The following is an 11,890-nucleotide window of genomic DNA, read 5'->3' as shown; positions in this document are numbered from 1 at the left end:
GACGACCTGCCATGGGTGCTTGTCCCTTCGGTACGGGTCTGTGCGGTGCGGAGTGGGGGGCGGAAGGGGGCGTGGTGGCCAGGGCGAAGCCCGTGGCGCGTCGGTCGGGTGGGCGCTCGCGGGGACCTGGGGCCGCAGGGAGCGACTTCCCATTGTCCTCCTCCCACGGCGGTGCCGGGTCGGGTCAGGGAGCGAAATCGGCTTGTTTGGGTGGTTATGTGCCTGTGGATAACTTCACTGCCCCCTGAGCTGCGCCTCTGTGGGCACAAGCCCGGTATCCACAGCCCCAGGACGTTGTCCACAGGTTTTCCACAGGCTTGTCCACAGGATGGCAGATCTCCGCGCGCAGCGCAGAGTTATCCACAATGTGCAGATCAGAAGGTGTGCAAGAAGACCGCTCCCGGCGTCGGGGGAGCGTCGGCCAGCGCGAGGGGCACGTTATCCACAGGCTGAGGTTATCCACAGACGCCGGGGGGTGTGGAAGTCTCACACGCCTGTGGACAAGGAGTCGTCCACAGGACGGGGGGAGGGGAGCGGGCGCGGGCTCCGCGCCGGCCGCCCGCGGAGGAGGGCGGGGCCGGGGACCGGGGTCCGGGATGGCGCGGGGGAGGGGAGGGCCCGGCCGGACGCGTGGGACCGCCGTCCACGGGCCCGATTTGACCCCGGCCGGACCAGGTCGTATCTTCTTTATGCTTATGCCGATGATCTGCCTGCGCCCGTGTCCGCACGGAGGCGCGGCCGCGGCTCATGCACCCGTAGGCCCCGCATATCCTGGGGGTCTGTCGTAGTACTTATCCTGACACGCCCCTGGAGCCAGTAGTGAGCAAGCGTACGTACCAGCCGAACAACCGGCGTCGCGCGAAGGTCCACGGCTTCCGGCTGCGCATGCGTACGCGCGCCGGTCGCGCCATCATCGCCTCGCGCCGTCGTAAGGGGCGCGCGGCGCTGACCGTGAGCCACTAGGCCACGCCCAGCACCAAGCCCTTCGGGACCGTCCGGCCTTCTCGCCGGCCGGTCCCTTTGTCGTGGGAGAAGTACCGAAGCACGAAGGAAGCCGATGCTCTCGCCGAGGAACCGGATGCGCCACAGCGCCGAGTTCGGCTCCGTCATGCGTTCGGGACGGCGCGCGTCCAGGGACTGCCTGGGCGCCGTCTACCTCCCCCCGCCCTCGGGCGTCGCGGACGCCGACCCCCCGCGGGTCGGATTCGTGGTCAGCAAGGCTGTCGGGGGAGCGGTGGTGCGCAAGCGCGTACAGCGCAGACTGCGCCACCTGATGCGGTCTCGGTTGGCTGTTCTGCCAAACGGTAGCCTGCTTGTAGTGCGCGCCCGACCCGCCGCCGCCACCGCGCGGCACGAGGACCTGGCCGCCCAACTCGACAGCGCGATCGCCGCGGCGATGCGCCCCCGCGGGACGTCGTCGCGCCGCCGGTCCGGCCGTGGCCGACCTCGGCCCCCGGCGGCCGATCCCGCGGTGCGCGAGACAGCAGGGAACCGACGCCCGGACGAGGGCGGAGAGCGGTGGGGCCGATGACCGAGCACAGACCGACGGTGTTCGCGCGCGTGTTGATCCTGCCCATCCGGGGTTACCAGCGCTTCATCAGCCCGCTCTTCCCCCCGGTCTGCCGTTTCTACCCCTCGTGCAGCGCGTACGCCGTCGAGGCGCTGCGCGTGCACGGAGCTCTGTACGGGTTGTGGTTGGGGACCCGGCGTATCGCCCGTTGCCACCCCTTCAATCCGGGGGGGCTTGATCCGGTTCCGCCGCCCAGGGGGCGCCGGAACGGGGAGTCCGAGGAGTCTGCGGGCGGAGCCGGCCACACCGGAACCCCTCCCGGGGACCAGTAGCTGAAGCGAATCACATAGGAGTTGGCCGGTGCTGGACTGGCTTTACAACATCGTCGGCTGGATCTTGGTCCAGATCCACTCGGGTCTGACCTACATCGGCCTCGACACGGACAGCGGCTGGGCCTGGGGCCTGTCGATCGTCCTGCTCACCGTGCTCATGCGGCTCCTGCTGGTGCCGCTGTTCGTCAAGCAGATGAACACGCAGCGCAAGATGCAGGACATCCAGCCCAAGATCATGAAGCTCCGCGAGCGCTACAAGCACGACAAGGAGCGCTTGCAGCGGGAGTCCATGAAGCTCTACCAGGAGAGCGGCACCAACCCGATCATGGGTTGTCTGCCGCTCCTCCTGCAGATGCCGGTCTTCTTCGCGCTCTTCAGCGTGCTGCGCAGCGTCGCCGAGGGCAACGCCCAGTACAACTTCACCCCGGAGCTGGTGGAGAGCGCGCGTGCGGCGCTTATCTTCGAGGCGCCCGTCGCGGCCCAGTTCAACAGCTCCCCCGAGGAGCTCCTCGCGCTCGGCGCGTCCGACCCGATCATGGCCAAGGTCATCATCGCGATCGCCTGCGTGATCATGGGTACGACGACGTTCCTCACCATGCGCCAGAGCATGAAGCGCAGCGTCTCCCAGATGCCCGACAACCCCATGATGCAGACCCAGAAGATCATGATGTACATGGCGCCCCTGTTCGGGCTCTTCGGTCTCATGATGCCCGTGGGTGTGCTGGTCTACTGGGTCACCTCCAACGTCTGGACCATGGGGCAGCAGCACTTCCTCTACAGCAGGCAGCCGATGCCCGGCCAGGAGCAGGCCAAGGCCGGGAGCGCCGCCTCCGCCAACGGTTCCGCCAAGGGAATGCTCAGCCGAAAGAAGGCGGCGGAATCCGCTCCTGAGCCGAAGGAACAGCCTAAGATCGATCGCAAGCAGCCGAAGAAGCAGTCGCGTTCCAAGCGGTCCGGTGGCGGCCCGCGCTAGGTTCTGCGGCTCCCGGCCGAGAAGGCGTTCGAGTGCGCAGGCGACACTGCCCCTGAGGCGTACGGCGGCCAGGGCGTGAGGGATGAGGAGACGGGATCGCTGTGGCAAGTAGCGAGGAAGAGAGCGGTGGCGTAGCGGTGGCTGAGGCGCCTGAGGCCGGAATCGATGTCGAGGCCCTGGAGAACGAGGGCGACATCGCCGCGGACTACATCGAGGGACTCCTCGACATCGCGGACTTCGACGGCGACATCGACATGGACGTCGAGGGCGACCGCGCGATGGTCTCCGTCGTCGGTGCCACCCTCGACGAGTTGATCGGGGAGAAGGGCGAGGTCCTGGAGGCCCTCCAGGAGCTCACCCGGCTGGCGGTGCACCGGGCCACCGGTGAGCGCAGCCGCCTGATGCTGGACATCGGCGGGTACCGCGAGGACCGCCGCAAGGTGCTCTTCCAGGTCGGGACCGACGCCGCCAACAAGGCCAAGGAGACCGGCCAGACCCAGCCTCTGGAGCCGATGACCCCGTTCGAGCGCAAGGTCGTGCACGACGCGGTCGCCGCCGCCGGTCTGCACAGCGAGTCGGAGGGCGAGGAGCCCAACCGCTACGTGGTGGTGCAGCCCGCCTCCTAGGCGCGGACACCCCGGAGGGGGTGGCGATGTTTCACGTGAAACATCGCCACCCCCTCCGTCTGTGCCCGGCCCCTGCCGTGCGCGCCCCCGCCGTGTCGGCATGTAGCTCTGTCGACTTCTCGCCATGTGTGGCCGGACCGCGCGGGGGGAAGGCAGAAGCGGGGGCCGTGGATGTTTCACGTGAAACCGCGGTGTCCTCCCGCGCGTAGGATTCAGGGTGGACCCCTTTTCTCCGCGCCGCTGCGCGTCCCCCCTCGCCCACCGGCCCCGCCGTGTGTGCGGACGCCGTGGCGAACCGACATGGAAGTGATGATGGACGAGTTCACAGGTGGTGACCGATGACCTCGGGCACTGAGGAGCCCGGTGCCGCGCTCCCCGCTCCCCCGGCGGAGGCGGAGGCGGTCTTCGGCACCTCCCTGCCGACGGCGCGGCGCTACGCCGAACTGCTCGCCGACGACGGGGTGCGCCGGGGACTGATCGGTCCGCGCGAGGTCCCCCGCCTGTGGGAGCGGCACCTCATCAACTGCGCCGTCGTGGAGGAGCTGCTTCCCGAGGGCGCGGAGGTGGTGGACGTCGGCTCGGGCGCCGGGCTGCCCGGGCTGGTGCTCGGTCTGCTGCGCCCCGACATCCGCATGGTGCTGCTGGAGCCGCTGCTGCGCCGGACGGTCTTCCTCAACGAGGCCGTGGAGATCCTGGAGCTGCCCAACGTCGAGGTGCGGCGCGGCCGTGCCGAGGAGGCGCACGGCGAGGTCTACACCGACTTCGTCACCGCCCGTGCGGTCGCTCCCCTCAGCCGACTCGCCGGGTGGTCCCTGCCCCTTCTGCGCGAGGGCGGCAGCCTGCTGGCGCTCAAGGGGGAGCAGGCGGAGGCCGAACTGGCCGCCGCGGAGAAAGACGTTTCGAAACTGCGGCCCAGCGTTAGCGATGTGATCAGGGTGGGGCGGGGTAAAGTCGATCCCGCTACCACGGTCGTTCGCGTCACGGTGACCGGTGGTCCGCCAGCGCCGAAGGCGCGCGGCGGCAAGAAGAAGCGCGGACGGAAGAGGTGAACTCCTTCGTGAACCCATCCGACAACCCCGGTGTTTCACGTGAAACATCCTCCTACGGAGACCTGCTCGATGTTTCACGTGAAACACCGTCCGGGGTTCCCGACACTCCGCTCGCCCGTGCGGCCCATGAGGCCAGGGCGGTTCGCGGGCCCGACGACATCTGGCCCCGGCCCAAGGACTGCCGGGTGATCAGTGTGGCCAACCAGAAGGGCGGCGTCGGCAAGACCACCACGACGGTCAACATCGCGGCCGCCCTGGCGATGCACGGACAGCGCGTCCTCGTGGTCGACCTCGACCCGCAGGGCAACGCGTCCACCGCCCTCAGCATGGAGCGCGACAACCAGACCCGGTCCATCTACCACTGCCTGGTGGAGGACGAGGAGATCCGCAAGCTCGCCCAGCCGGTCCCGGACATCCCCAACCTCTGGTGCGCCCCGGCGACCATCGACCTGGCGGGCGCCGAGATCGAACTGGTCTCGCTCGTCGCGCGCGAGGCCCGGCTCAAGCGGGCCTTCGCCGCCTACGACACCTCGGACCTGGACTACATCCTCATCGACTGCCCGCCCTCGCTCGGCCTGCTGACGGTCAACGCGATGGTGGCGTGCGACGAGGTCATGATCCCGATCCAGTGCGAGTACTACGCCCTGGAGGGCCTGGGGCAGCTGCTGCGCAACGTGGAGCTCGTCCAGTCCCACCTGAACCCGGGGTTGGCGGTCAGCACCATCCTGCTGACGATGTACGACGGCCGGACCAGGCTCTCCCAGCAGGTGGCCGACGAGGTGCGCTCGCACTTCGGGGACACCGTCCTGGAGACGCTGATCCCCCGGAGCGTCCGGGTGTCCGAGGCGCCCAGTTACGGCCAGTCGGTGATGACGTACGACCCGGCTTCCACCGGTGCGGTGGCCTACCTGGAAGCCGCCCGGGAGATCGCCCACAGGGCCAAGGTCTGACAAGCGGAAGAGGAGTGTGGAGGTGCCGGTGAGCCAGCAGCGGCGCGGACTGGGCAAGGGACTGGGGGCGCTCATCCCACAGGGGCCCGCGGCCCCCGCCCCCGCCCCCGTCACCGTCTCCGAGGAGGAGACCCAGCCCGTCGAGCCACGGGTGGAAGCCCTGCCCGACGGGACGTACCTGGAGGAGGTCGAGCTCAGCTCGATCATCCCCAACCCCCGGCAGCCGCGGAAGTACTTCGACGACCAGGCCCTGGAGGAGCTGCGGGACTCGATCAGCGAGGTCGGCCTGCTCCAGCCCATCGTCGTGCGCAAGCTGGAGGGTGAGGGCGGCCCCCGGTACGAGCTCATCATGGGCGAGCGCCGGATGCGGGCCAGCAAGGAGGCGGGTCTCACCCGCGTCCCCGCCATCGTCCGCAGCACCGACGACGACGAGCTGCTGCGCGACGCGCTCCTGGAGAACCTGCACCGTCAGGAGCTCACCCCCCTGGAGGAGGCGGCCGCCTACAAGCAGCTGCTGGACGACTTCGGCGCCACCCACGGGGAGCTGGCCCAGCGGATCGGCCGTTCCCGTTCGCACATCACCAACACCCTGCGGCTGCTCACCCTCCCGCCCAAGGTGCAGACGCGCGTGGCCGCGGGTGTGCTCAGCGCCGGGCACGCGCGGACGCTGCTGAAGGTCGAGGACCCCGACCTCCAGGACCGCCTCGCCGCCCGGGTGGTGGAGGAGGGCATCTCGGTCCGCTCCCTGGAGGAGATGGTGGCCCTGCGGGAGGAGCCCGAGGAGGAGAGGGTCCGCCGCGCCCCCACGCGGACCGCCAACCCTCCCCAGGTCGAGGAGTGGGCCTCCCGCCTCTCCGACCGGCTGGACACCACGGTGAAGGTCAACATGGGCAAGCGCAAGGGCAGGATCGTCGTGGAGTTCGCGACGCACGAGGACCTGGAGCGCATCATCAGCCAGATGGGTTAGCCCCCTTCGGCGGTGATGTTTCACGTGAAACATCACCGCCGAAGGGGGCCCGGTACGGCGAAGGGCCCCCGAGATCCCAGGGATCTCGGGGGCCCTTCGCCGTACCGGCCTGCGGAGGAGCCGCGGGTGCGGCGGGTTCCGGGTTACAGGAACTCCGCGAGCTCCTTCTCCAGGACGCGCTTGGGCTTGGCGCCGATGATCTGCTTGACGACCTCGCCGTCCTTGTAGAGGTTCATCGTCGGCAGGGACAGCACGTTGTAGGAGCGCGGCGTCTCCGGGTTCTGGTCGGTGTTGAGCTTGACGACCTCGATCTTGTCGCCGTACTCGTCGGCCAGCTTGTCCAGGACCGGGGCCATCTGCTTGCACGGGCCGCACCAGTCGGCCCAGAAGTCCACCAGGACGGGCTTGTCGCTGGAGAGGACCTCCTCCTTGAAGGTGGCGTCGGTGACGTGCTTGACAGCGGACATGGTTCTCCTTGGTTCGACGTGTCCGGGGCAGGGGGCGAGGGGGGAGTCGGTGGCGGCGGCCCCGGGATCGGGCCCTGGGGCCAGCCGCCTCTAGTTGCCGCGCGCGGCGAGGTAGCGCTCGGCGTCCAGGGCGGCGGAGCAGCCGGTTCCCGCGGCGGTGATCGCCTGCCGGTACTGGTGGTCGACGACGTCGCCCGCGGCGAAGACGCCCTCCAGGTTGGTCCGCGTGGACGGGAAGTCCACCTTGACGTAGCCCTCTTCGTCCAGCTCGATCTGCTTGTCGAACAGGTCCACGCGCGGGTCGTGGCCGATCGCGACGAACAGGCCGGTCACGTCCAGGGTGCTGGTCTCGCCGGTCTGGGTGTCGAGCACCTTGAGGCCGGAGACGCGCTCCTCGCCCAGGACCTCGGTGACCGCCGAGTTCCAGAGGAAGGTGATCTTGTCGTTGGCGTGCGCGCGCTCGGCCATGATGCGGCTGGCGCGCAGCTGGTCGCGGCGGTGGATGACGGTCACCGACCTCGCGAACCGGGTGAGGAACAGGGCCTCCTCCATGGCGGTGTCGCCGCCGCCGACCACCGCGATGTCCTGGTCGCGGAAGAAGAAGCCGTCGCAGGTGGCGCACCAGGAGGTGCCGCGCCCGGACAGCTCCTTCTCGCCGGGGACGCCCAGCTCGCGGTAGCCGGAGCCGGTGGCGAGGATGACCGTGTGCGCGAGGAAGGTCTCACCGCCCGCGACGACCTCCTTGACCGGCTTGGTGAGGTCGACCTCGGTGACGTCCTCCGGCACCAGCTCGGCGCCGAACCGCTCCGCCTGCTTGCGCATGTGGTCCATGAGGTCGGGGCCCATGACACCGTCGGGGAAACCGGGGAAGTTCTCGACCTCGGTGGTGTTCATCAGCGCGCCGCCGGCGGTGATGGAACCCTCGAACACCAGGGGTCGCAGCTCGGCACGGGCGGCGTACACGGCGGCGGTGTACCCCGCCGGTCCGGAACCGATGATGATGACATTGCGGACGTCACTCACGCTCGTTGGCCCTTCACACAGTCGCTGCCCTGGCCACGCCGTGTGACCTCAGGGGAAGTTGGTTAGCACAACCGATGGTAGGCGCAGGGCATTCCCTTCGGGACATCGCCCCAGGTTACGGGGGCGGGGTATGCGTAGGAGGCGGTGCCGCGCACCCTTCGGGCCCCTCCCCGGGAGAGCCCGTCGGCGGCCGGCCGGCGCCCGCGCGGCGGGCGGGGACACCGGGAGCGGGGGAACGGCCGGGAGGCGCGGGACGGCCCCGGGAGAACGTGCGTCCCCGAGGGCGGTCGGGAACCCTCAGGGGCGCCGCTGGCGGCCGTCCAGGGCCGACCGCACCCCCAGGGCGACCGCGCCCGCCGCGAGCCCCCACGGGGCGTTCAGGGCCAGGACGGCGGCCACCCGGAGGACGGCGACGAGGACAACCGGTCCCGTGCCGCCACGGGGCCGGGTCCGTAGAATCGCCGCATGCCCAGTGACCGCCGGGGCGTCGTGGTCGACGCGCTCTTCGGGTTCGCCGTCTTCGCCGTGGTGGCGATCGCGGTCGCCTCCGACGTCAGCGACACGGGGAACCTGCCGCTCGGGTACGGGGTGGCCGGGGTCCTCGGCGCGCTCATGCTGGTCCGGCGCCGCCGACCGGTCGCGGTCCTGGTCGCCACCTCGGTCCTGGTCGTCGCCAACTACGTGCTCCAGCTGCCCGTCATCGGCCTGGCCGTCCCGGTGGCCGCAGCGCTGTACTCGGCCGCGGAGGCGGGACGCACCCTGTGGTCGGTGGGCCTGGCCGCCGCGCTGGTCCTGGTCTCCACGTTCACCCGGTTGCAGCAGGGGCAGGACCCCGCCTACCTCCTGGGGTACGAGCTGCCCACCACGGTGGCCGTCATGGGCGCGGCCACGGCCCTGGGCCACGTGCAGTGGCAGCGGCGCCGGGCCGAGCACCAGCGCGTGCGGATCGAGGTCCTCGACCGGCAGGCGCGCGAGTCCGAGGCGGCCGAGCGCCAGGCGCTCGAACGCACCCGTATCGCCCGCGACCTGCACGACGCCGTGGGGCACCACCTCTCCGTGGTGTCCCTGCACGCGGGGGTGGCCGCGGAGGCCCTGGACGACGACCCGGCGGACGTGCCCGTCGCGCGAGCCGAGCTGGATCACGTGGCCAGGGCCTCGCGGGCGGGTCTGAGCGAGCTGCGGGCCACCGTGCGCGCGCTGCGCGAGGCCGACCCCGGCGGCGACCGGGTCTCCTCCCTCGCGCACCTGGACGAACTCGTGGCGACGGTGCGCGCGGCCGGGGTGGACGTGGAGGTGACCGGGGTTCCCGCTCCCGGCGAGGTGCCCGGGATGGTGGACGCGACCGCCTACCGGATCGTCCAGGAGGCGCTGACGAACACGCTGCGCCACGCGCGCGCCCCCCGGGCGCGGGTGGCCTTCTCCAGGAGGGACGGGACGCTCGACGTGACGGTGACCGACGAGGGGACGGCCGTGCCGGTCGCGTCCCCCGGGGGCAGCGGGCTGGCGGGGATGCGCGAACGGGTGCGCCTGGTCGGCGGATCGGTGGAGGCCGCGCCCCGGCCCGGCGGCGGGTTCGGGGTGCGTGCGCTGCTGCCGCTCGGGGACGACCGGTGATCCGGGTCCTGCTCGTGGACGACCAACCCCTCGTCCGCACCGGGGTGCGCGCGCTGCTGGAGCGCGACGAGGGGATCGAGGTGGTGGCCGAGTCCCAGAACGGCCGCGAGGCGCTCGTGGACATCGACCGCCACCGCCCCGACGTGGTCCTGCTCGACCTCCAGATGCCCGCGATGGACGGCCTGGCGGTGCTCCGCGAGCTGGAGCGCCGCGGCGGCGGTACCGCGTCCGGGGGCGACAGGTCCACAGATCCGCATGTCGACACGTCGACGGCCCGCGGGGCCCGGGTGGTCGTGCTCACCACGTTCGGCGAGGACGACAACGTGTTCACCGCGCTGCGGCTGGGCGCCTCCGGCTTCCTGCTCAAGGACGCCGGTCCGCAGCAGCTGCGGGACGCGGTCCGCACCGTGGCGGCGGGGGACGCGCTGCTCTCGCCGGGGGTCACCCGCAGGGTGATCGAGCGCCTCGCCGACACCGCGGTCGCCCCGGGGAGCGCCTCCCGGCTGGACGTGCTCACCGAACGGGAGCGCGACGTGCTCGCCCTGGTCGGACGCGGCATGTCGAACCAGGAGATCGGCGCCGCGCTCCACCTGAGCCCGGCGACCGCGCGCACCCACGTGGGACGCCTCCTGGCCAAGCTCGCGGTCCGCGACCGGGTCGGCCTGGTGGTGGTCGCCTACGAGACGGGCCTGGTCCGCCCCGGCCGGTGACCGGACGCCCGAGGGCGCCGGGCCGGGCCCCGTTCCCACTCCGCCGACATGTCGACACGGGGTCAAAAGGACACGGCGCCAAAAGGACACGGGGTCACGAGGACCCGGCGTCAGGCGGACACGGACCCGGGGCGGTCAGGGGGCCTGGACGGTCTCCTGGGCGAGGACGTTCCGGCCGGGGTCGCCGCCCCGGGCGCAGGCCGGATCGACCACGTACACCTCGAACCGCTCGCCCCGGGGGGAGAACAGCACCCACGCGGGGGAGTCCCCGCCGCCGTAGTGGGCGTCGTCGACCAGGGTGAAGTGCCCGCCGAACTCCTCGCTGAGAAGCACCACGCACTCCTGGAGGCCGGGGGGAGCCGCCTCGACGGCCAGGGGGCCGTTCTCCGCGCCCCCGCCGGGTTCGCCTCCGCCCCCGGCATCGGACCCGCCCACGGGGGACAGGTCGAGTGTCCGGGCGGCCTGCTCGGTCAGGGCCGCCTCGGTGTAGACGGTCTCGCTCCGCACCACCTGCGGTGTGTAGGACTGCGCCGTGTCCGGGGCGTTCTCCTGGCCGTTCTCCGCCAGCGGGGCCGCGACGCCGGTCTCGCCGTCCTGGCCGCCCGGGGTGAGCACGCCGTTGAACAGGGCCGCGCCGCCGCCCCCCACGACGACCGCCGCGGCGGCGGCCAGCATCATCAGCCGGGCCCTGCTCAGGCTCCGCCCGGTCCGGGGCCGGCGCGGGAGGGGGGTCACCGTGGCGCCGCCGGACGCCGGGCCGCCCCCGGTCGGCGGCGGCCCGGCGCCCTCCGCGGCGACGGGGGACACCGCCGCGCGCTCGCGCACCGCCTCCGCGACGCGCTGGTCGAGGAGGTCGGCCACGTCCGGGGGCAGGGCGGGAACCGGTGCGGCGGCCAGCGCTTCGGACACCCCGGCGAGTTCTCCCAGGGTCGTCGCGCAGGTCGCGCAGGTGTCTATGTGGGCTGCGACGGTGCGTTCCTCGTCGGGCTCCAAGAGCTCCTCGGCGAAGAAGGCGAGTGCCTCCACGTCTGGATGGGACGTCACGATGGGTTGGCACCTCCTCTCCCAGTTGTGACGTCTCCGGCCTGTCGAGGGTTCCTCAGATGGGCCAGCGACGGGAGAAGTCTGGCGCGACCTCGCGCACACCTGCTCTTGACCGTCCCCGACGCCACGTCGAGGATCTGCGCGGCCTCCTCCACCCGGTAGCCGAGCATGTCCACGAGGGTCAGCGCCATGCGCTGGTCCAGCGGGAGCAGGTCCAGCGCGGCGTTGACGTCCAGGCGCGTCTCGGTCTGCGAGGCGTGGTCCGGCCCCCCTCCCGAGCGGCCGAGACGCTCGTTGGACATGACGTCCAGGGTCTCGTCCTCGGTCGGGGTGGCCGGGCGCACCTTGCGGCGGCGCAGCCGGTCGTGGCAGGCGTTCACCACGATCCGGTGCAGCCACGTGCTCACCTGCGCCTCACCGCGGAAGCGGTCGGCGGCGCGGAACGCGGACAGGAACGCGTCCTGGAGGGCGTCGGAGGCCTCCTCGCGGTCGCCCATCATGCGCACGGCGACAGCCCAAAGGCGCTCGCGGTGCCGACGCACCAGGACCGCGAAGGCCTGGTCGTCGCCCTGAGCGTGCCTCGTCAACAGCTCCCGGTCAGGAAGCTCCTGGACCGCGTCCATCA

General features: G+C 71.4%; 14 protein-coding genes. 10 read left to right on the top strand and 4 right to left on the bottom strand.

The features are described 5' to 3' along the window. Positions 1-819: 819 nt before the first annotated feature. The 8 genes from rpmH (at position 820) to ACSTA4_RS29900 (ending at position 6,407) form a co-directional block, all read left to right on the top strand. Positions 820-963, top strand: a complete 144-nt coding sequence (gene rpmH, locus ACSTA4_RS29935; protein ID WP_013155858.1) for a 50S ribosomal protein L34 — start codon at positions 820-822, stop codon at positions 961-963. Positions 964-1,057: 94 nt separating this feature from the next. Continuing rightward, positions 1,058-1,531: a ribonuclease P protein component gene (gene rnpA, locus ACSTA4_RS29930; RefSeq protein WP_212642058.1), complete on the top strand. Its 474-nt coding sequence runs from the start codon at positions 1,058-1,060 to the stop codon at positions 1,529-1,531. Further along, positions 1,528-1,842 carry a membrane protein insertion efficiency factor YidD gene (yidD, locus tag ACSTA4_RS29925; protein WP_026114436.1) on the top strand — a complete coding sequence of 105 codons (315 nt, stop codon included), beginning with the start codon at positions 1,528-1,530 and terminating at the stop codon, positions 1,840-1,842. The genes rnpA and yidD overlap by 4 nt, the downstream gene beginning before the upstream one ends. A 28-nt stretch (positions 1,843-1,870) precedes the next feature. Beyond that, complete coding sequence (yidC, locus tag ACSTA4_RS29920) at positions 1,871-2,815, top strand: membrane protein insertase YidC (RefSeq protein ID WP_274975585.1); 945 nt, start codon at positions 1,871-1,873, stop codon at positions 2,813-2,815. 137 nt (positions 2,816-2,952) lie between these two features. After that, positions 2,953-3,441, top strand: a complete 489-nt coding sequence (locus ACSTA4_RS29915) for a Jag family protein (protein ID WP_212642060.1) — start codon at positions 2,953-2,955, stop codon at positions 3,439-3,441. A 338-nt stretch (positions 3,442-3,779) separates the two neighbouring features. After that, positions 3,780-4,490 carry a 16S rRNA (guanine(527)-N(7))-methyltransferase RsmG gene (gene rsmG, locus ACSTA4_RS29910; protein WP_444961977.1) on the top strand — a complete coding sequence of 237 codons (711 nt, stop codon included), beginning with the start codon at positions 3,780-3,782 and terminating at the stop codon, positions 4,488-4,490. A 185-nt stretch (positions 4,491-4,675) separates the two neighbouring features. Beyond that, positions 4,676-5,440, top strand: a complete 765-nt coding sequence (locus ACSTA4_RS29905) for a ParA family protein (RefSeq protein ID WP_274975583.1) — start codon at positions 4,676-4,678, stop codon at positions 5,438-5,440. Positions 5,441-5,468: 28 nt separating this feature from the next. After that, positions 5,469-6,407: a ParB/RepB/Spo0J family partition protein gene (locus ACSTA4_RS29900; RefSeq protein WP_248774740.1), complete on the top strand. Its 939-nt coding sequence runs from the start codon at positions 5,469-5,471 to the stop codon at positions 6,405-6,407. Positions 6,408-6,550: 143 nt separating this feature from the next. Here ACSTA4_RS29900 and trxA read toward each other — a convergent pair whose 3' ends face one another. Next, entirely contained in the window at positions 6,551-6,874 is a 324-nt protein-coding gene (trxA, locus tag ACSTA4_RS29895) for a thioredoxin (protein ID WP_013155850.1), read from the bottom strand. Positions 6,875-6,964: 90 nt separating this feature from the next. Continuing rightward, positions 6,965-7,897 carry a thioredoxin-disulfide reductase gene (trxB, locus tag ACSTA4_RS29890; protein WP_013155849.1) on the bottom strand — a complete coding sequence of 311 codons (933 nt, stop codon included), beginning with the start codon at positions 7,895-7,897 and terminating at the stop codon, positions 6,965-6,967. Positions 7,898-8,362: 465 nt separating this feature from the next. Here trxB and ACSTA4_RS29885 point away from each other — a divergent pair, with 465 nt between their 5' ends. Next, on the top strand, positions 8,363-9,511 hold the full coding sequence (locus ACSTA4_RS29885) for a sensor histidine kinase (RefSeq protein WP_444961976.1): 1,149 nt from the start codon (positions 8,363-8,365) through the stop codon (positions 9,509-9,511). After that, positions 9,508-10,221, top strand: a complete 714-nt coding sequence (locus ACSTA4_RS29880; RefSeq protein WP_444961975.1) for a response regulator — start codon at positions 9,508-9,510, stop codon at positions 10,219-10,221. The genes ACSTA4_RS29885 and ACSTA4_RS29880 overlap by 4 nt, the downstream gene beginning before the upstream one ends. Before the next feature lie 135 nt (positions 10,222-10,356). Here the strand turns inward: ACSTA4_RS29880 and ACSTA4_RS29875 are convergent, their stop codons facing one another. Both ACSTA4_RS29875 and sigM read right to left on the bottom strand, forming a co-directional pair. Next, positions 10,357-11,265: a hypothetical protein gene (locus ACSTA4_RS29875; RefSeq protein ID WP_444961974.1), complete on the bottom strand. Its 909-nt coding sequence runs from the start codon at positions 11,263-11,265 to the stop codon at positions 10,357-10,359. After that, on the bottom strand, positions 11,262-11,888 hold the full coding sequence (gene sigM, locus ACSTA4_RS29870) for an RNA polymerase sigma factor SigM (RefSeq protein WP_013155845.1): 627 nt from the start codon (positions 11,886-11,888) through the stop codon (positions 11,262-11,264). Before sigM ends, ACSTA4_RS29875 begins: the two co-directional genes overlap by 4 nt. Between the last annotated feature and the right edge of the window lie 2 nt (positions 11,889-11,890).

Source organism: Nocardiopsis sp. M1B1 (assembly GCF_052466615.1).
Note: the sequence above shows the minus strand (reverse complement) of the source record. Positions and strands in the feature narration are given on the sequence as shown.

Coding starts and splice junctions, on each gene's coding strand:
- rnpA (WP_212642058.1), top strand. CDS start 1,058: ATGCTCTCGCCGAGGAACCGGATGCGCCACAGCGCCGAGTTCGGCTCC.
- yidD (WP_026114436.1), top strand. CDS start 1,528: ATGACCGAGCACAGACCGACGGTGTTCGCGCGCGTGTTGATCCTGCCC.
- rsmG (WP_444961977.1), top strand. CDS start 3,780: ATGACCTCGGGCACTGAGGAGCCCGGTGCCGCGCTCCCCGCTCCCCCG.
- trxA (WP_013155850.1), bottom strand. CDS start 6,874: ATGTCCGCTGTCAAGCACGTCACCGACGCCACCTTCAAGGAGGAGGTC.
- ACSTA4_RS29885 (WP_444961976.1), top strand. CDS start 8,363: ATGCCCAGTGACCGCCGGGGCGTCGTGGTCGACGCGCTCTTCGGGTTC.
- sigM (WP_013155845.1), bottom strand. CDS start 11,888: ATGGACGCGGTCCAGGAGCTTCCTGACCGGGAGCTGTTGACGAGGCAC.